The sequence below is a fragment of the Nocardia xishanensis NBRC 101358 genome, assembly GCF_001613365.1.
GTDB lineage: Bacteria > Actinomycetota > Actinomycetes > Mycobacteriales > Mycobacteriaceae > Nocardia > Nocardia xishanensis.
Genome location: NZ_BDCF01000018.1, coordinates 48,979 through 66,702 on the forward strand (window position 1 = coordinate 48,979; position 17,724 = coordinate 66,702).

Consider the following 17,724-nt stretch of genomic DNA (forward strand, 5'->3'; position numbering starts at 1 on the left):
AGCTCGGCCGGATTCGGGGCCGAGGTGCGCCGCTGTGACCACGCTGATATCTACGGACGCGACGCCGAGCCCGCGCCGCGATCACCGATCGCGCAACCACTTCTCGATGCGGTCGACGGTGGAGTTCGGGTCCGGGATCCAGCCGTTGTGTCCCAACCGTTCCGGCTGATGCCAGGTGGTCAGCTCGGCAGCGGGCATCTTGCCGACCAGGTGCTCGGCCGACCCGCGCGGAGTGAGCTCGTCGCCCGCGATGGTGATCGACAGGACCGGCAGCTTCAGCCGGGCGATGCGTTCCTCGTAGTCGATATCGGCCCCGACCGGCACGAACCGGCCGGTGCGCGCCAACCGCGCCCAGTCGGAGATGAGCACCTTCGACTGCGGGCCGAAGCCGCCGACCGTGATCCGATCGCCCGGCCAGAAACCGGCGACGCTGGCGGTGAGCGAGGCCGCCGCGGTACCGAACAGCATGCCGGGACTGAACAATCCGCGATAACCCCGGTAGTACGGCGTGCCCGATGCGACGAGGATCAGCCCGCCCAGCCTGCCGCGGATCCGCGCCGCGTACATCACGGCGAGCTGACCGCCCATGCTGTGCCCGAGCAAGTACGGCGTGCTGGCCGGGAACCGATCGCGCACCGCCTGGAAGATCGCCGGGAAGTCCACCGAAACCAGCTCGTGGTAGCCGTAGGTGCTGGTCGGGCTCGGCCGGGGGCGGCTGTCGCCATTGCCGCGCAGTTCGCCGATGGCGGCGTCGAATCCGCGCGCGGCGAGTTGCTGGGCGACGAGTTCGTAGTAGGCGCCGGGCACGCCGAGCCCCGGCACGATCACCACGACCGGGCGCGGCGCGTCGGGCGTGACCGCATGCCGGTGCTGACCCTCGGCCGGTATCAACCGCACCGGAATGGTGCTGCCGTCCGGCACCTGGATCGGAACTGTCTCCATGCAGCGCACGCTACCGCGCGGCATCGCGCATCGCCGCGCGGGCAGCCCGGCCGCCCGGCCCGCTACGCGCCGACCGCACCCATGATCACTCGGCTGAGCACGCGGATCACGTCGTCCAGCGGCGGGCGCGGATCCGAGCCGCTCCACGAATCCACCACGTAGTTGACCGCGCCGATGATCGCCAGTACGCGCATTTCGTAATCGCCGGGCGGGATTTGGCCCTGCATGGCCGCGTCCTCCGCGGCACTGGCCAGCAGCGAACCCCACACGCGGCGTAGCTCGAGGCGGAACTTCTCCACCTTCGGTCCGGCGCCGACCACCTCGACGAGCGCCACTCGCGCCTTGCGCGGATCCGACCCGATGGACTCGACGTAGGCGCGCACCGCGGCATCGATGAGTTCGAGCGCTGAAGCGTCGGGCGTCTCCTCCAGCGCGGCAGTCACCGCTTCGCGCGACTCCTTGTCGATTTGCTCGTAGAGCTCGAGTAGGAGCGACTCGCGCCCGGTGAACTCCTCGTAGAACTGTCTTGAGGAGAGCCCGGCGTCTTTACAGATGGCGCCCACCGAACTATTGGCGTATCCGTCGCGCGCAAAGACCGTCAGGCCTGATTCCAGAAAACGCGCACGCCGCTGGCGTTGCCGGTCCTCTACGGGTTGCCCGGCATACATTCGTCCCGTATTCGCATCCTGTGACATTGCGCCAGACAATACCGAAGGGCCCGATCCCCTCGTCATGGATCGGGCCCTTCGTCTCAACCTTCGACCGACCGCGCGTTAGCCGAAAGTTGGCAGCCTGGTAGCTAGATCAATCATTCCTCCGATCCGACCATCGTGACTCTCTCGTCACTGGCTGTTTGCCGAAACGGACGATACCGAGTGATGCGCCGCGCGGGAAGGCTTTTGGAGGAAATTAGTAGAACTTTTTTAGCACGGACCGGTCCCTCTCGTTCACGAGGCGTCGCCGCTGGTCGACAGCAGTTCCGGCAGTTCGGCGACGGAGTCGATCACGTGGTCCGGCGCCGTGGTGGCCGCCGCGAGCACGCCAGGCCGGAATTTGCCGGTACGAACCAGCACCCCGGACATGCCGACGGCCTGTCCGGCCAGCACATCGGAATGCAGGTCGTCGCCGACCATCACGATCTCGGAGGGCTCCAAACCCATGAGTTGCGCGCAGGTACGGAAGCCCGTCGGGGCCGGCTTGCCGATCACCTCGATCTCCGCGTTGCCCGCCGCCGCAAGTCCCGGTAGGTATGCGCCCGTGTCGATGCGCAGTCCGTCGTCGGTCGCCCACGTGAGGCCGCCCTGCATAGCGACGGCGGGCACGCCGTCCAGCATGAGCTCGGCAACCCGGCTGAGCGCGGGATGCGTGAATTCCGTTCCGGCGCCGCCGATCACCACCACGTCGGGACGGTCCTCGACGAGCTCGAGCCCGGCGAGATCCTCGGCGATGTCGCCGTGATTCAACACCCAGACCCGCGCACCCGGATAGCGGCGCCGCAGAAATTCGGCCGTCAAACGACCCGCCGTGACGATTTCCCCGGTATCGATCTCGAATCCGGCCGTCTGTAAACGCTCGCCGATCTCGGCGCAGGTGCGCGAAGTGGTGTTGGTGAGAAATGCTCGGCGCAAACCTCTTTCGCGCAATTCGAGCACGGCGGACGACGCTCCGTCGAGCGGCCGCCAGGAAGTAACCAGCACGCCGTCGATGTCGTAGAGCACGCCCCTGATCTCGCCACTCGACATGAGTTCAGCCTACGACTGCATCGGGCGTCCCGCGCCAGGAACGCGTCGACCGGACGCAGGCCGAAGACGAAGAACGCCGTACTACCACCGACCGCCCCAGCGGGTGGACGCAGCACATGTGCGGCATGCGGTGGATGTGCGCGAGAGGAAGCGACGAGCGAAATAGCGAGGCGCTGTGCCGGATTCTCTCCAGCACAGCGCCTTTCGTATCAGATCAGCTGTGGCGTGTCAGGGCAGCACCTGCGGAATGGCATCCGGCACGACCGTACCCACGATCGCGCCGATCACGGCGCCCATGATGCCGGTGGTGATCACACCGACCACGGCGCACAATCCGTAACCGACGATGAATACCGCCAGGGTGGGGATGCAGGTGATGGCGGCGAGAACGGCTCCGACACCGGCGCCGGCGGCGGCGCCGTTCATGACCGGATCCGGATACTGGGCCTGCGGGTTGGTCGCGATGTCCTTCAGTTCGGCGCCCGTGGCCGCGGAAACCTCCGGGGTCTCCACCGACAGGGTGTGGCCGTCTTCGGACACCTTGGCGTCCAGCGCGATGGCGGTCCCGGACGGGGTGGTCACCTGGAGCGGAAGCTCGGTGACCGCCGCACCGGCGGCGTCGACGACCTTGACCGAGGACTCACCGAGGACGAACGTACCGGCGTCCAGCTTGGCGGAAACGGCGCTCAGATCGGGCGAAACCGTTGTGTGGTAGCCGATTTCGGCGGCCTGACCGGACGTCGACATAGCGCTGGCGAGCCGCGCCTGCTGATCGGCGTAGTCGGTGGCCGATGCCGCGCCTGCCCCGGCGAAGGTGGCTGCCGCGGCCAGCGGCAACACCCCGACGAGCGCCGTACGGCCGATCCGAAGTGCAGTGCGATAGAACATCGAATTCTCCCTCCCGACGCCCGAACCCCGGATGAAATGAAAGTTCATATCCCCCCCGGATGAATCGAACGCCGTAACGTGCGATGTGAACGCCTCATTCGTAGTCGCGCACGATCCAGAATGCAAATCATGTGACATAGCCAACAATTCGCAACGCGTTGCGCGACAAGCATTTACCGAGCGGCGAGCCGGTTCGAGCAGATGATCAGACGAAACACCCTGTGCCACAGCACATTACCTTTGTCACGAGTCGCCGACCGATTCGGCAGCTGGTATACCGTGTGGACTGTGCCCGAAAACGGTGCGCGACAGCGGTTCTCGCGGAACTACCCCGTCGGCGCGTCGCGGGTCGCGTCGTAGGCGTCGGCGCAGCGGGAGAGCAGCTCGCGGAGGGTCTCGCGTTCGGCGGCGGAGAACGCGTCGTCGACCGCCCGCTCCACCCGGATCGCACGCGCGTCGGCATCCCGCATGACCGCTTCGCCACGTTCGGTGAGGCGGGTCTCCAGCACGTTCTTGTGCCAGGCGTGCGGGGTCCGTTCGATGAACCCCCGCTCCTGCAAGTTGCCGAGCACAGTGTTCATGGTCGGCGGCGTGACGCCGCAGAGCCGGGCGAGGGCGGCGGCGGAGATCCCCGGGTTCTCGGAAAGGTGCAGCAGCGCCGAGTACTGGGCCGTCGTGACGCCCGCGGGCTTGAGGGCGGCGTTCTTCGCCATGGTCAGCGCCTGCTCCGCGCGCTTGACGTAAGAGCCGATGCGATCGGAGGCGGGCATGGACGTCATGCCTGGCATCGTATCCGCTCGTCATTTCATTAGAGCCTTGACGGACATTAGAACTCTAATCTATGTTCGTACTCGATCTACAATGGAATACGAAAGGCTCGAGCATGCCAACCACACGCCCACTGGCGATCGCAGCTCTCGCGCTGGCCGCCGCGCTCTCCGGGTGCGGCTCCCCCGACGAAGGGCCGCGCATCGCCACCGCGTACGAACTCCCCGGTGATCGCGTCTATCCCGAGGGCATCGCCCGGGACGCCCGCACCGGAGACACCTACGTCGGCTCGTACACCACCGGTGCCGTCTACCGCGCCACCCCTGGCGCGCAGAAGGCGGAGGTCTTCCTGCCCGCGGGCGCCGACGGCCGAAAGACCGCCAACGGAATGAAAGTCGACGGGGCGGGCCGGCTCTGGGTGACCGACTCGACCGCCGGCGTCGACGTGTACGACACCGCGACCCGCGCGCTGATCGCCCACTTCGACGTCCCCGGACCCGACCCACGCTTCGTCAACGACGTCGTCATCACGCCGGACGGCAGCGCCTACATCACCGACAGCACCCGCGCGGTGGTCTACCGGGTCACGCCGGATCAGGTGACCGCGGCCGCCGCCCAGGGCAGGCGCGGGGAACTGACACCGCGATTCGAGCTGGCGGGCGTCATCGAACCGCGCGAACAAGGAGGATTCAGCCTCAACGGCTTGGTCGCGGACTCCGCCGGCCGGTACCTGCTGGTCGTCGACATGGTGGGCGGGGATCTCTACCGCGTCGATCTCACCGCCGACGCGCCGATTCGCAAGGTCGACCTGCGCGGCGGCGACCTGATCAATGCCGACGGACTCGAGCTGCGCGGCGACACATTGTGGGCAGCGCACAACAAGACCAACACGATCTCGCGGTGGACGCTCACCGAGGACGGCGCCGCGGCCCGGCTGGACGAACAGCTCACCGACGAGTCGCTCGGCATTCCAACCACTTTGGTGCGCGACGACGACCGCACGCTGGTGGTCGCTTCACAGTTCGACAAGGGCGGACCGATGGGGGAAGGCACTCCTGGCGTCTTCCGCATCGTCGCGGTGAACGGCATCTGAGCCTTTAGGGTTGGCCGCATGGTGACCGCACTGCTCTATGGTCTGGGCACCGCCGTGCCCCTGCTCGTCGGCGCGGCGATCGGACTGCGCTGGACGCTGCCGAAGGCGCTGCTCGCCTCGCTGATGGCCTTCGGCTCCGGCACGATGATCGCCGCGGTCTCCTCGGAACTGTTCGCGCCCGCCTTCCATCAGGCGGGCGTGCTCATCGCCGGAGCGGCGCTGCTCGCGGGCGCCGGGGTCTACGTGGTCGCCAACCATCTGATCGAGACCAGGCTGGGCCCCGCCGCCATCGGCTGGGCGCTGATGCTCGGCACCATCCTGGACGGCGTGCCGGAGAACACCGCGCTCGGCGTCTCGCTGACCGCGGGCGGCGGACTGGTGCTGCTGGTCGCGGTGGCCGTCGGCAATGTGCCGGAGGCCATCGGCGGCGCGGCGCTGATGCGTCGCGAGCACGATTTCGAGCGGGCCCGCGCGTTCGGACTGTGGGCGGCGACGGGCGCGGTGCTCGTTCTGGTCACCGTGCTCGGAAACAGTCTGGCGGACAATCTCTCCCCCACTCATATCAGCACCGTGCAGGCATTCGCGGGTGGCGCGACCATCGCCGTGCTGGCCGATTCGCTCATGCCAGAGGCTTACCGCGAGGGCGGTTGGTGGGTCGGAATGGCCACGGCAGCAGGTTTTCTGGTGGCCTTCGTGCTACAGGACTGATGCGCCGCAATAGCGACACGCATTTTTCCGGGGGTTGCAGTAGCGGTATTCGGTCCGGTGGCATACGCTTCGCGCGGATGAAAACCGCCTCATGGAGGGACTATTGACCACTCCGAGCATGCCGGAGGACGGTGCGGGCGGAACCGATGTCCGGCGAACCATACCGTTATCGCAGCTGATCCACCTGATGGCCGAATACGAAAAGCTCGGCACACACCGCCAGACTTTTCTCCCCGCACCGGTGAGCGACACGTTCGTGCGCGGATGCGGCATCGTCGCGGGCGGACTGGCGGCGGTCGGTGTCATCTGCGCGGCGGTCGGCTCGATCGGGGGCGGTATCGCGGTGGGAATCGTCGCGCTGTTCCCCGCCACGCTGGCCTCTGTGCGCGGACGTCAGAACCGCCAGAACCGTTCGGCCAGGCTGGATCTGTTCGATCGCGGCATGACCGTGTACCGGACCGGCGAGCAGATCGCCGGGTTCCGCTGGGACACGGCCGAAGTCCGGCAGCAGGTCATTCCGTTCCAGAACACCGCGCGCGCCGAATACTCGCTGGAGATGAGGGGTCCGGACGGGGCGCAGGCGTCTTTCGACGACACCGAATTCGCCGACGCGCGCGAATGGGGCAGGGCGATCCAGTCGGCCATCACGGGAACCCAGCTGCCGCGCGCCGTCGCCACCATCGATCGCGGCGACATCATGCAATTCGGCGACATCGGCTTGGACCTGACTGCCCTCATCTTCCGCAACCAGGCCTACCCGTGGGAACGCATCCAGCTCATCGATGCCCGCAGCGGCCTGGTCCGCATCAAGGTCGACGGCAGCTGGATCTCCCTCACCCCCGTCGCCGCCATCCCCAACTTCTACATCTTCAACGAACTGGCCGAACGCCTCCGCCTCCCGGCAACCGCCTGAAGCCGACGCCGCCGACCGCGATCGAACGTCGTCGGCGGCTTACACATCGAGCGAGCTGAACTCGACCTTCAGCGAGTACGGCTCGTTCAGCACCAGGACTTCTTGATGCGGCTCCGCGCGCCGATAGGCCGCGCTCGCCCAGTCGAGGCGATATTCCTGAATGATCTTCACGCGCAGTTCGTCATCGAGATGAACGACCAGGTAAACGGGTATTCCTTCGGCCGCGTATTCGGCTCGCTTGTCGACAGTGTCGACGTATTCGGACCCGGGTGACACCACCTCGACCACCAAGAGAACGCTGTCGGTGCACAGCTTGCGGCCACGCTCGATGCACTTGTGAACGACTACATCGGGCCTACGGAACGAGAACCCCGGAGTATGCGGCCGAATTCGCTGATAGTGCATCTCGAAGTCGGTGACGACCCGGATGCACGGCTCCTGCGGGCGTGCCGCTTCGAACGCATTGGCCAGCCTGCGGGCCACGATATTGTGCTCTGCACTTCCACTGCGGCAGAAGATCACTCGACCGTCGATGACTTCGATCTGCTTCTGCACCTCATCGGGAAGCGCGTCGTAGCCGTCCTCGGTGATGAGCAGCATCTCCGGATCGTTCGCCCAGGCAGGCAATGTGGTCATGGAGTCCTCGCTCTCGAGCAGGCGGCACCGCACATCCTATGCGGAAGGCCGGTCCACCTGGTGGTGGACCGGCCTTCGCGACTAGCGAGAACTCGCTGATCCGGGGATCAGAAGTCCATGCCGCCCATGCCACCGGTCGGGTCGCCGGCGGGAGCGGCGGCCTTCTCCGGCTTGTCGGCGACGACGGCCTCGGTGGTGAGGAACAGGGCCGCGATGGAGGCCGCGTTCTGCAGCGCCGAGCGGGTGACCTTGACCGGGTCGGCAACGCCGGCGGCCAGCAGGTCCTCGTACTCGCCGGAGTCGGCGTTCAGGCCGCTGCCCGCGGGCAGGTTGGCGACCTTCTCGGCGACCACGCCGGGCTCGAGGCCGGCGTTGAAGGCGATCTGCTTCAGCGGAGCCGACAGCGCGACCTTCACGATGTTCGCGCCGGTGGCCTCGTCACCGGTCAGGTTCAGCGCGTCCAGCGCGGGGGCCGACTGCAGCAGGGCCACGCCACCACCGGCGACGATGCCCTCTTCGACGGCGGCCTTCGCGTTGCGGACGGCGTCCTCGATGCGGTGCTTGCGCTCCTTGAGCTCGACCTCGGTGGCCGCGCCCGCCTTGATCACCGCGACACCGCCGGCCAGCTTGGCCAGACGCTCCTGCAGCTTCTCACGGTCGTAGTCCGAGTCGGAGTTCTCGATCTCGGTGCGGATCTGCGCAACGCGGCCCTTGATGGCCTCCGCGTCGCCCGCGCCCTCGACGATGGTGGTCTCGTCCTTGGTGACGACGACCTTGCGCGCCTGGCCGAGCAGCTCGATGCCTGCGGTCTCCAGGGAGAGGCCGACCTCTTCGCTGATGACCTCGCCACCGGTCAGGATGGCGATGTCGGCGAGCTGAGCCTTGCGGCGGTCACCGAAGCCGGGAGCCTTCACGGCGACGGACTTGAAGGTGCCGCGGATCTTGTTGACCACCAGGGTCGACAGGGCCTCGCCCTCGACGTCCTCAGCGATGATCAGCAGCGGCTTGCCGGCCTGGATGACCTTCTCCAGCAGCGGCAGCAGGTCCTTGACGGTCGAGACCTTCGAGCCGACCAGCAGCAGGTACGGGTCCTCGAGGACCGCTTCCTGACGCTCGGGGTCGGTCACGAAGTAACCGGAGATGTACCCCTTGTCGAAGCGCATGCCCTCGGTCAGCTCCAGCTGGAGGCCGAAGGTGTTGCTCTCCTCGACGGTGATGACGCCTTCCTTGCCGACCTTGTCCATGGCCTCGGCGATCAGCTCACCGATGGACGCGTCGCCCGCCGAGATACCGGCGGTGGCAGCGATCTGCTCCTTGGTCTCGACCTCCTTGGCGGTGTCGAGCAGCTTGGCGGTGACGGCCTCGACGGCCTTCTCGATGCCGCGCTTCAGACCCAGCGGGTTCGCGCCGGCCGCGACGTTGCGCAGGCCCTCGCGCACCAGCGCCTGAGCCAGGACGGTGGCGGTGGTGGTGCCGTCGCCCGCGACGTCGTCGGTCTTCTTGGCGACTTCCTTGACCAGCTCGGCGCCGATCTTCTCGTACGGGTCCTCCAGCTCGATCTCCTTGGCGATGGAAACACCATCGTTGGTGATCGTGGGGGCGCCCCACTTCTTCTCCAGGACAACGTTGCGACCCTTGGGGCCCAGCGTCACCTTGACCGCGTCGGCGAGGCTGTTCAGACCCCGCTCGAGGCCGCGACGGGCCTCTTCGTCGTACGCAATTGTCTTGGCCATTGCGTTGAGATCCTCCATTAGTAATGGGGCTGACACACAGGGCGACCCCTTTCGGATCGTCCCATTTACGCTGGCCAGGTTCGGTGCCCGCGACGGACGACCGAGGGTGTCGATGAAACCCGGTCTCACCGTCCCGACCCTGGCACTCACAGGTCGAGAGTGCCAAAGCCATTTCTAGCACTCGGGGGTGGCGAGTGCAAGGTCCCGGGGGCGGACCGGGCACCCCCGCGACGATCTCGGGTCTCAGCGCCGGTTGTCGAGGCGCATAACCAGCGCGACGAACGCGTCGGCGCGGCGCTGTTCCTGCGTCCTCGGTTCCTCGTCGTCCAATGTGACGAGCTCGGCGTCGTGCAGCAGGAGTTCGGCCTCGATACGCATGACCGCGCGGACGAAGGGCGGCGCCACCTCCGGGGGCAGATCGCCGTTCAAGATGTATTCGCCGTCCGGCCCGGATTCGGTGTGCACATACGACATGGCGCGCACAAGATCGGCGCGACTTTCGCCCGCAATTAGGTCGGAATCCGTTTCTGTCGATTCATCCGCCATCGCTATAGCTTAGCGGTCGGCGGTGACGACACCGGGCCGAGCAACCCGCAGGCACACCCCGCGACCTCCCCTCACGCGGCGACCCGGACCCGAATCAGGGGCTGGCGGCGGAGTCTGCGGAAATTCGCGCCTGCGCCGACCCCCTAAAGTGACCGGGTGAGTGTTGGACCCGGCCGGGATGCGATCGATGACGTCCTGGCACAGCTGTACGGCGAGCTACAACCGGTGCACTGGACGGTCGGGCACCCCTGGTCGCTGGGCGGACCCGACCCGCTGGAGGGCGTCAGCGCGTACCCGAGGACCGATCCGGTGCCGCACTGGCACTACATCGGGTACGGCATGAGCGAACTCGGTCAGAAGGAGTGGGACGACCCGGCGGTCTCCGGGTGGGGGTTCGAGTTCACGTTCCGGCTCGCGGGCGATCCGGGGGCAGCGCAGGCACCGATCTGGCCCGCGCATTTCCTGCAAGACCTCGCCAGGTACGTCTTCCAATCGGGCAAGTGGTTCGAGCCAGGCCACACCATCAAGGCGAACGGACCGCTCGCCGCAGACCGGCCCGATTCGGCGCTCGAGGCCGTCGGCTTCGTCACCGACCCCGAGCTGGGCGCCATCGCGACCCCCAACGGCCGGGTCACGTTCCTCCAGATCGTCGGGCTGACGATGACCGAGTACCAGGCGGCGCTGGGCGGAAAACTGCTCGCCCTGCTGGACGGCCTCGCGCCGCGACTGCCATTGTTCGTCACCGATATCGACCGGGAATCGCTGGTCGCCGCACCCAAGCCGCAGGCGCAGTGGCCGCGCTGGGGCGGCGGTTTGCGCGGGCGCGCGTAGATTCCGCAGTGGAACACGATCGCGTTCGGCCCGAAAGGGGACGAGATGGACGGACTTCCGTTCGATTCGCTGTACCGTCACGGGTTCGCCCGGGTAGCGGTCGCGGTGCCGCGGATGCGGGTCGCCGATCCGGCGTACAACGTCGACGAGACGCTGAATCTGGCACGGCGGGCGGCCGCCGACGGCGCGGTGCTGACGGTGTTTCCCGAGCTCGGCCTCTCCGCCTACACCGCCGACGACCTGTTCCATCAGGACGCGCTGGACGACGCGGTGGACGCGGCGCTGCGCAAGGTGGTCGCCGAGAGCGCCGATATCGACACCGTGCTCCTCGTCGGCGCGCCGGTGCGCTCGCAGGGACGGCTGTTCAACTGCGGCATCGCCGTCTGCCGCGGGCGGGTGCTCGGCGCCGCGCCCAAGAGCTATCTGCCGAACTATCGCGAGTTCTACGAGAAGCGCCAATTCGCCGCGGCCAGAGAGAATCTCGCTGGACACATCACGATCGCGGGGCAGCGCGCGCCCTTCGGCGCGGATCTGCTCTTCACCGCGACCGATCTGGCCTCCTTCACTTTTCACCTGGAGATCTGCGAGGACGGCTGGGTGCCGCTACCGCCGAGCGGCTACGCGGCGCTGGCCGGGGCCACGGTGCTGGTGAATCTCTCGGCCAGCAACATCGTGATCGGCAAGGCCGACTACCGCAGGGCGCTGTGCACCTCGCATTCCGCGCGATTCCTCGCGGCCTACCTGTATTCGGCGGCGGGACACGGGGAATCGACGACCGACATGGCCTGGGACGGGCAGGCGCTGGTCTGCGAGAACGGCGATCTGCTCGCCGAGGGCGAACGCTTCGCCGACCACCCGCAACTGGTGACGGCCGACATCGATCTACAACGGCTGGCCGCCGACCGGCTCCGCACCACCAGCTTCGCCGACAACGTGCACGACCACCGCGAGCGATTGAGCGCCATGCGCCGCGTCGAATTCGATCTGCCCGTGCCGCAGGACGCGGTGCCGCTGAGCCGCGAAATCCAGCGCTTCCCTTATGTTCCCGCCGATCCCGCCGCGCGCAACGAACGCTGCGCCGAGGTGCACCACATCCAGGTGGAAGGACTGAGCACCCGGCTGCGCGCGACCGGCTCGGGGCGGCTGGTGATCGGCGTCTCCGGCGGACTCGACTCGACCCAGGCGCTGATCGTCGCCGCCAAGACCATGGACCGGCTCGGACTGCCACGCGCGAACGTGCTGGCCTACACCATGCCCGGATTCGCGACGAGCGCACGCACCCGCACCGACGCGCACCGGCTGATGGCTGCCCTCGGGGTGACCGCGACGGAGATCGACATCCGCCCCTCGGCGACGCAGATGTTGCGCGATCTGAATCACCCTGCGGCCGACGGTGTTCCGCAGTACGACGTCACCTACGAGAATGTACAGGCGGGCGAGCGCACGTCGCATCTGTTCCGGCTGGCCAACCAGCACGGCGCGCTGGTGGTCGGCACCGGCGACCTCAGCGAACTCGCGCTCGGCTGGTGCACCTTCGGCGTCGGAGACCACATGGCCCACTACAGCGTGAACGCCTCGGTGCCGAAGACCTTGATCAAGTACCTCATCGCCTGGTCCGCCGACACCGGGCAGTTCGGCCCCGAGGCGTCGGAAGTCTTGAAATCCATTCTGCGGACCGAGATCTCACCTGAACTCGTGCCGGGCTCCGATACCGACGCCGACGGGCCGAGTCAGAGTTCCGAGGCCACGGTCGGCCCGTACGAGCTCCAGGACTTCCACCTGTACTACCTGCTGCGTTTCGGCTATCGGCCGAGCCGGGTGGCGTACCTGGCCAGGCACGCCTGGTCGGACCGCGAGCGCGGGCCGTGGCCCGACCTGATCCCGGCCGATCAGCGCAACGCCTACGATCTGCCGACCATCAAGCGCTGGCTCGCCGAATTCCTGCGGCGGTTCGTCCAAACCAGCCAGTTCAAGCGGTCGACCTTGCCCAACGCGCCCAAAGTCGGCTCCGGCGGCTCGCTCTCGCCGCGCGGGGACTGGCGCGCGCCGAGCGACGCCTCGGCCGCCGCCTGGCTGGACGAGCTCGAACGCAACGTGCCCTGATCACGGCGACGCGCGGTACGCACGATCCGGCGACGCCGCGCACATTCGGCATACGCGTACCGAAAACCTTTGAACAGCAGTAGGATCCGCCCATCGCGCAAGCGCCCGCGCGTGCCGGCGACCGACCGGAGTGCCATGGCGACCAGGGCGGCGGAGAACGCCACCCAAGCGCCGCGACGCCCCTTTTTCATTGCTTCTGGGCGGCGATCACCGAAAGCAGTTCCACCAGGTGCGCTTCGGTCTTCGCCTTGTCCATGCCGAGGCCGGTCAGCAGGCCCGCGCCGTTCTCCTGTTCGAGCAGGGCGAGCAGGATGTGCTCGGTGCCGATGTAATTGTGACCCAGGCGAAGCGCCTCGCGAAAGGTCAGCTCGAGCGCCTTCTTGGCCTCGGCGTCGAAGGGCACCAGAGCGGCGGGGCCGCCCTCGCCGTCCGGCTCGGCGGGCGGAAGCGCCGCGGTCGCGGCCGCGCGCACCTCGTCCAGGTCGAGGCCCGCGGTGAGAATCTCCTTGGCGGCAAGACTTGCGGGCTCGCTCAGCAGTCCGAGCACCAGGTGGACGGGCCCGATGAGCTTGTTGCCCGCGGTCTGCGCGGCCTGCTGAGAGGCCATCACCACCGCGCGGGCGCGCGGAGTGAACTTGGCGAATCCGGCGTTCGGATCCATCGCCGCGGCCTCGGCCGGGTCGCCGGGTCCCTTGGCCACGAACCGTTTCTGCGCGGCCTGCTTCGTGACGCCCATGCTGGCGCCGATATCGGTCCATGACGCGCCGGAGCGGCGAGCTTGGTCGACGAAGTGGCCGATCAGGTGATCGGCCACTTCGTCGAGATGACCCGCGGCGATGACCGCGTCGGAGAGCTGCTCGAGCACGTTGTCCGGCCGAGCCTTCTTGATGGCGGAGATGAGGTCGTCGAGGCGAACGGAAGAAGTCATGCGTCAACCATAAGTTGACGCCGTATCATCGTCAACCTTTAGTTGACGATCTTGATCGGACGCTCCCCCGTCGCCGCTAGCGCAACCCCGCCGCGGCCGCCGCGCCGCGCACGATGAGCTCCTTGACCCGGGCGCCGAGACGCCCACGCAGCACGGTCCGCGCCGGTGTGTCGTCGGCGTGCAGCAGCTGGACGACCGCGTCGCGCCTGCCGAGGCTGATGCACTGGAGGACATACCGGAACCGCAGATCACCAGGCTCGCGTCCGCGCAGCCGCGCCGCGACCACGTCGGCCGCGTACTTGCCGGTGGGCAGCGCCGTCGCGCACGCCATCCGCAGCGAGCGCTCGCCCGGACCGGCGATCACCGCGCTGTCGCCCGCGGCGTAGATCTCCGGGTGCGAGATCGAGCGCAGGGTTTCGTCGGTCAGCACCCTGCCCGCGCCGTCCACCGCGAGACCGGCGCGGGCCGCGAGCTCGGGCACGGCGAAACCGGTTGTCCAGACCGTTGTCTCGGCCGCGATGAACTCACCGCCCGCGAGCCGGACACCGTCCGCGGTCACCTCGACCACCTTGACGTCCGCGCGGATCTCGACGCCGAGCTTCTCCAGCACCGCCCGGATGTGCGCGACCGCCTTCGCCGAGAGCCAGGCGCCGGGTTCGTCGGCGCTGAGCAGGACGACGCGCGAATCCCGCTGAGACTCGGCGATTTCGGCGGCCAGCTCGATGCCGGTGGCGCCCGCGCCGACGACGGCGATCGTTCCACCGTTCGCGGTCCAGGACGAAACCTCGGGCGTGGCAACGGACTTGGCGAACTCCGCGGCTCCTGGGACGCCACCGGGATCGGCGAGGCTGCCCAGTGCGTAGATCAGCACGTCGTAGCCGACGGAATCGCCGCCGTCCAACTCGATCCGCTTACCTACGGCATCGATCCGCGTCGCCCGCGCCTGGACGAATCGAATGCCCTTGCGCTCCAACACCTCCGCCAAGCTCCACCGGCGCAACCGCTGCCCGGCGACCTGCTGGTGCAACCGCACCCGCTCCACGAACTCGGCGCGGGCGTCGACAACGGTGATCCGCGCGGTCCCCGCCCGCCCGGCCAGTCGCCGCGCCGCGGCCAGACCCGCGTATCCGGCGCCAAGAACGACGATGTGCTGCTTCCCGGTCATGATGGTGGCTCCTCTCGTTGGCCGATACCCCTCAGACTGGGTCGGCCCCCGATTCCTGACAGCCCACGGCATGAGCCGCGTCACACCGGCTACGCCGTCCGGTCGGCGGCGGCGAAATAGGCCAGCTTGTCGGGGTTGAGGACGAGATGCAGTGCGCGCGCCCGATCGCCGTCGAGATCGACGCCGACGACCAGCATGGGCGTTTCGGCGACCCGCACGACCACAGCGAGGGCGCCGTTGACCTCCTCGACGGCGATCGCCATGCCGGGAACCTCCCAGCGGAACAGGCCGACGAGGTAGCGCGCCACGCGATCGGCGCCGTGCACTGGCCGTCGCGCGGCGTTGATCCGGCCGCCGCCGTCCGCGGTGGCGGTGACGTCGGCCGCGAGCATCCGACCGAGCGTTTCGACATCGCCGGAGTGCGCGGCCGCGAGGAAGCGCTCGATCAGCGCTCTGGCATGACCTGGTTCGACGTCGAAGCGCGGCCTGCCGTCGCGCACGCGCTGTCCGGCCCTGCGATACGTCTGCTGCGAGCCCGCCTCGGTGAGGTCGAGCATGTCGGCGATCTCCCGATGGGCGTAGCCGAACGCCTCGCGCATCACGAAGACGGCGCGCTCCACGGGGCTCAGCCGCTCCAGCGCGGTGAGCAGCGCCAACGAGACCAGCTCGCGTTCCTCGACGGTCTCCAGCGGGCCGAGTTCGCCGTTCGCGGTGGCGACCGGCTCCGGCAGCCAGGGGCCGACATAGGTCTCACGCCGCGCACGCGCCGAGACGAGCCAGGTCCGGCAGAGATTCACCACGGCGGTGGTGAGCCACGCCTCCGCGGATCGGATGGTGGCCCGGTCGGTGCCGTCCCAGCGCAAGTAGGTCTCCTGCACCGCGTCCTCGGCCTCGGCCGCCGAGCCGAGCATGCGGTAGGCGAGCGCGAACAACCGCGGCCGATGCGCCTGGAATTCGCGCAGTCCGTCGGGTTCCACCGTCACCTACCTCCCCGCTCGGCGGCCGCGTTCGCCGGTATCAGCGAACTATGTCCTCCGCCCGTTCCTTTCGACCGCCGGGCCTGCGCAGCCGCAGCCGCGCGCTCGAGCTGCGGATGCCGGACCTGATGGCGGGCCTGCGCCGCTGCGCCTTGCGCTGCGCCCTGCGCTCGGCGGGCTTGTGCTCCCAAGTCTCCGGCCGAGCCGCCACCCAGCGCTGCGAATACCAGGCGAACGGAATGTGCCCAAGGTAGAGCGCGACGAGCATGAGCAGCAGCACGATCGGATAGGTCACCAGCAGGGCCGCCGCCAACGCGACGAGCACGAGCAGCCCGGCCGCGGCTTGCGGCGCCACCGACACCGACTTCATCGCCAAGGTCGGAATCGTGCTGACGCACAACGCCGCCGCGAACACCGTCCACGCGGCGACCTCGTAGAAGCCGACCCACCAGCCGTCGCCGAACTGCACGTACAGCCCGATCGGCACGAGCGCGATGAGCGCGCCTGCGGGCGCGGGCACACCGACGAAATAGTCACGCGACCAATCGGGCCGGGTGTCGTCGTCCATCAGGGTGTTGAACCTGGCCAGGCGCAGCACGACGCTCACCGCGAACAACAGCGCGATGATCCAGCCCGCGCTGTTCTGGTCGAGCAACGCGACATACAGCACAAGCGCGGGCGCGACGCCGAAGGAGATCGCGTCGGAGAGCGAGTCGAGCTCGGCGCCCATCTTGGTGGTGGCGTCGAGCATGCGGGCGAGGCGGCCGTCGAGGGTGTCGAGCACCGCGGCGGCGCCGACCATGGCCAGCGCGGTGGCGAGCTCGCCGTCCAGCGCGAACTTCACCGCGGACAGGCCAGAGCACAGCGCCAGAATGGTGACGATGCTCGGAAGCAGCCGGACGCTGCGACGCCTGCGCCGTTGAGTGGGCACAGCCGCTTCCATCATGACAACACGGCCAGGACGGTCTCGCCCCCGATGGTGCGCTGCCCCGGCTGCACAAGCAGCTCGGTGCCCGCGGGGAAGTAGGTGTCGACCCGGGAGCCGAAGCGGATCAAACCGTAGGTGTCGCCAATGGTCAGGACGTCGCCGACCTGCGCGTCGCAGACGATGCGCCGGGCGAGCAGACCCGCGATCTGCACCACGACGAGCCGCTCGCCCGCCGGGGTCTCCAGCACCATGCTGTTGCGCTCGTTCACCGAGCTGGCCTCGGGCAGATCGGCCGAGCGGAACTGGCCCGCCTGGTGGTGCACCGCGCGGACGACGCCGGAGACCGGGGTGCGCTGCACGTGCACGTCGAGCACGGAGAGAAAGATGCTGACCCGGGGCAGCGGCTGGTCGCCGAGCCCGAGTTCCGCGGGCGGCGCGGCCGTGTCGACCAGGGCGATCTCACCATCGGCGGGGGCGACGACGGCGCCTGCCCGGTTCGGCGGCACCCGCGTCGGGTGACGGAAGAAGGTGGCGCAGGCCGCCGCTGCCAGCAGACCCGTCCGGCGCACCCATTTGCGCTTTCCGCCGAGCACCGCGACCGCGAGCGGCGCGGCTACGAAGGGCAGCCCGGCGGGATGCAGCGGGGGAACGGCGGCCCTGACCAGGTCGACGACGTGGCCGACGCCGGTCGTTTCGGGCGTGCCGGGCGGGGTGGGACGGCGTGCCACAGGCTCCTCTTTCGTGCTAGATGCAGTCGGTTGCGCCCTTCAACGATAGGTCCGGCGCAAGCGATCACACCTTACGGGAGGAGCCGGTGACACGT

The 17,724-nt window shown here is 68.3% G+C and carries 18 protein-coding genes; 5 read left to right on the forward strand and 13 right to left on the reverse strand.

Going from position 1 to position 17,724, the window contains the following annotated elements:
- Positions 1–81: 81 nt before the first annotated feature.
- From NX1_RS16955 to NX1_RS16975, 5 genes are all read right to left on the reverse strand, one after another.
- The gene (locus NX1_RS16955) at positions 82–942 is read right to left on the reverse strand and encodes an alpha/beta hydrolase family protein (protein WP_068059759.1); all 861 of its coding nucleotides are present in this window, start codon (positions 940–942) and stop codon (positions 82–84) included.
- Positions 943–1,004: 62 nt separating this feature from the next.
- Positions 1,005–1,637: a TetR/AcrR family transcriptional regulator gene (locus tag NX1_RS16960; RefSeq protein ID WP_068059761.1), complete on the reverse strand. Its 633-nt coding sequence runs from the start codon at positions 1,635–1,637 to the stop codon at positions 1,005–1,007.
- 252 nt (positions 1,638–1,889) lie between these two features.
- Entirely contained in the window at positions 1,890–2,684 is a 795-nt protein-coding gene (locus NX1_RS16965; RefSeq protein WP_068059764.1) for an HAD-IIA family hydrolase, read from the reverse strand.
- A 228-nt stretch (positions 2,685–2,912) separates the two neighbouring features.
- Positions 2,913–3,572, reverse strand: a complete 660-nt coding sequence (locus tag NX1_RS16970) for a DUF8020 domain-containing protein (RefSeq protein ID WP_157119813.1) — start codon at positions 3,570–3,572, stop codon at positions 2,913–2,915.
- Between the two features lie 326 nt (positions 3,573–3,898).
- Positions 3,899–4,351: a MarR family winged helix-turn-helix transcriptional regulator gene (locus tag NX1_RS16975; RefSeq protein ID WP_245668537.1), complete on the reverse strand. Its 453-nt coding sequence runs from the start codon at positions 4,349–4,351 to the stop codon at positions 3,899–3,901.
- A 104-nt stretch (positions 4,352–4,455) separates the two neighbouring features.
- Between NX1_RS16975 and NX1_RS16980 the strand changes: the two genes are divergently transcribed.
- From NX1_RS16980 to NX1_RS16990, 3 genes are all read left to right on the forward strand, one after another.
- Positions 4,456–5,433, forward strand: a complete 978-nt coding sequence (locus NX1_RS16980) for an SMP-30/gluconolactonase/LRE family protein (RefSeq protein WP_068059772.1) — start codon at positions 4,456–4,458, stop codon at positions 5,431–5,433.
- Positions 5,434–5,451: 18 nt separating this feature from the next.
- On the forward strand, positions 5,452–6,141 hold the full coding sequence (locus tag NX1_RS16985) for a ZIP family metal transporter (RefSeq protein ID WP_068059775.1): 690 nt from the start codon (positions 5,452–5,454) through the stop codon (positions 6,139–6,141).
- 103 nt (positions 6,142–6,244) lie between these two features.
- Positions 6,245–7,054: a DUF6585 family protein gene (locus NX1_RS16990; protein WP_245668538.1), complete on the forward strand. Its 810-nt coding sequence runs from the start codon at positions 6,245–6,247 to the stop codon at positions 7,052–7,054.
- Positions 7,055–7,093: 39 nt separating this feature from the next.
- Here NX1_RS16990 and NX1_RS16995 read toward each other — a convergent pair whose 3' ends face one another.
- The 3 genes from NX1_RS16995 to NX1_RS17005 all read right to left on the reverse strand — a co-directional run bounded on the left by NX1_RS16995 (position 7,094) and on the right by NX1_RS17005 (position 9,969).
- Positions 7,094–7,690, reverse strand: a complete 597-nt coding sequence (locus NX1_RS16995; protein ID WP_068060008.1) for a Uma2 family endonuclease — start codon at positions 7,688–7,690, stop codon at positions 7,094–7,096.
- A 107-nt stretch (positions 7,691–7,797) separates the two neighbouring features.
- A complete protein-coding gene (groL, locus tag NX1_RS17000) occupies positions 7,798–9,423 on the reverse strand; it encodes a chaperonin GroEL (RefSeq protein WP_068060010.1) in 1,626 nt (541 codons plus the stop codon).
- Positions 9,424–9,666: 243 nt separating this feature from the next.
- A complete protein-coding gene (locus NX1_RS17005) occupies positions 9,667–9,969 on the reverse strand; it encodes a DUF222 domain-containing protein (RefSeq protein ID WP_068059782.1) in 303 nt (100 codons plus the stop codon).
- A gap of 156 nt (positions 9,970–10,125) precedes the next feature.
- Between NX1_RS17005 and NX1_RS17010 the strand changes: the two genes are divergently transcribed.
- Together NX1_RS17010 and NX1_RS17015 are read left to right on the forward strand one after the other, a co-directional pair.
- Entirely contained in the window at positions 10,126–10,800 is a 675-nt protein-coding gene (locus tag NX1_RS17010; protein ID WP_068059785.1) for a suppressor of fused domain protein, read from the forward strand.
- Between the two features lie 45 nt (positions 10,801–10,845).
- Positions 10,846–12,903 (forward strand): NAD(+) synthase, encoded by a 2,058-nt coding sequence (locus NX1_RS17015; RefSeq protein ID WP_068059788.1) that lies wholly within the window; start codon positions 10,846–10,848, stop codon positions 12,901–12,903.
- Between the two features lie 187 nt (positions 12,904–13,090).
- On the opposite strand, the gene NX1_RS17020 is transcribed toward NX1_RS17015, so the two are convergent.
- From NX1_RS17020 to NX1_RS17040, 5 genes are all read right to left on the reverse strand, one after another.
- A complete protein-coding gene (locus NX1_RS17020; RefSeq protein WP_068059791.1) occupies positions 13,091–13,831 on the reverse strand; it encodes a Clp protease N-terminal domain-containing protein in 741 nt (246 codons plus the stop codon).
- A 76-nt stretch (positions 13,832–13,907) separates the two neighbouring features.
- Complete coding sequence (locus NX1_RS17025; RefSeq protein ID WP_068059795.1) at positions 13,908–14,996, reverse strand: NAD(P)/FAD-dependent oxidoreductase; 1,089 nt, start codon at positions 14,994–14,996, stop codon at positions 13,908–13,910.
- An 89-nt stretch (positions 14,997–15,085) separates the two neighbouring features.
- Positions 15,086–15,979: an RNA polymerase sigma-70 factor gene (locus NX1_RS17030; protein ID WP_373864881.1), complete on the reverse strand. Its 894-nt coding sequence runs from the start codon at positions 15,977–15,979 to the stop codon at positions 15,086–15,088.
- Positions 15,980–16,013: 34 nt separating this feature from the next.
- Positions 16,014–16,916 (reverse strand): CDP-alcohol phosphatidyltransferase family protein, encoded by a 903-nt coding sequence (locus tag NX1_RS17035; protein ID WP_068059797.1) that lies wholly within the window; start codon positions 16,914–16,916, stop codon positions 16,014–16,016.
- The gene (locus NX1_RS17040; protein WP_068059799.1) at positions 16,916–17,629 is read right to left on the reverse strand and encodes a phosphatidylserine decarboxylase; all 714 of its coding nucleotides are present in this window, start codon (positions 17,627–17,629) and stop codon (positions 16,916–16,918) included. Before NX1_RS17040 ends, NX1_RS17035 begins: the two co-directional genes overlap by 1 nt.
- Positions 17,630–17,724: the final 95 nt, after the last annotated feature.

Excerpts from the sequence above, each read along its gene's own strand:
- NX1_RS17005 (WP_068059782.1), bottom strand. The coding sequence starts at position 9,969 with ATGGCGGATGAATCGACAGAAACGGATTCCGACCTAATTGCGGGCGAA.
- groL (WP_068060010.1), bottom strand. The coding sequence starts at position 9,423 with ATGGCCAAGACAATTGCGTACGACGAAGAGGCCCGTCGCGGCCTCGAG.
- NX1_RS17015 (WP_068059788.1), top strand. The coding sequence starts at position 10,846 with ATGGACGGACTTCCGTTCGATTCGCTGTACCGTCACGGGTTCGCCCGG.
- NX1_RS16980 (WP_068059772.1), top strand. The coding sequence starts at position 4,456 with ATGCCAACCACACGCCCACTGGCGATCGCAGCTCTCGCGCTGGCCGCC.
- NX1_RS17025 (WP_068059795.1), bottom strand. The coding sequence starts at position 14,996 with ATGACCGGGAAGCAGCACATCGTCGTTCTTGGCGCCGGATACGCGGGT.
- NX1_RS16955 (WP_068059759.1), bottom strand. The coding sequence starts at position 942 with ATGGAGACAGTTCCGATCCAGGTGCCGGACGGCAGCACCATTCCGGTG.
- NX1_RS17020 (WP_068059791.1), bottom strand. The coding sequence starts at position 13,831 with ATGACTTCTTCCGTTCGCCTCGACGACCTCATCTCCGCCATCAAGAAG.
- NX1_RS16970 (WP_157119813.1), bottom strand. The coding sequence starts at position 3,572 with ATGTTCTATCGCACTGCACTTCGGATCGGCCGTACGGCGCTCGTCGGG.
- NX1_RS16975 (WP_245668537.1), bottom strand. The coding sequence starts at position 4,351 with ATGACGTCCATGCCCGCCTCCGATCGCATCGGCTCTTACGTCAAGCGC.
- NX1_RS16960 (WP_068059761.1), bottom strand. The coding sequence starts at position 1,637 with ATGTCACAGGATGCGAATACGGGACGAATGTATGCCGGGCAACCCGTA.
- NX1_RS16985 (WP_068059775.1), top strand. The coding sequence starts at position 5,452 with ATGGTGACCGCACTGCTCTATGGTCTGGGCACCGCCGTGCCCCTGCTC.
- NX1_RS17035 (WP_068059797.1), bottom strand. The coding sequence starts at position 16,916 with ATGGAAGCGGCTGTGCCCACTCAACGGCGCAGGCGTCGCAGCGTCCGG.
- NX1_RS16965 (WP_068059764.1), bottom strand. The coding sequence starts at position 2,684 with ATGTCGAGTGGCGAGATCAGGGGCGTGCTCTACGACATCGACGGCGTG.
- NX1_RS16995 (WP_068060008.1), bottom strand. The coding sequence starts at position 7,690 with ATGACCACATTGCCTGCCTGGGCGAACGATCCGGAGATGCTGCTCATC.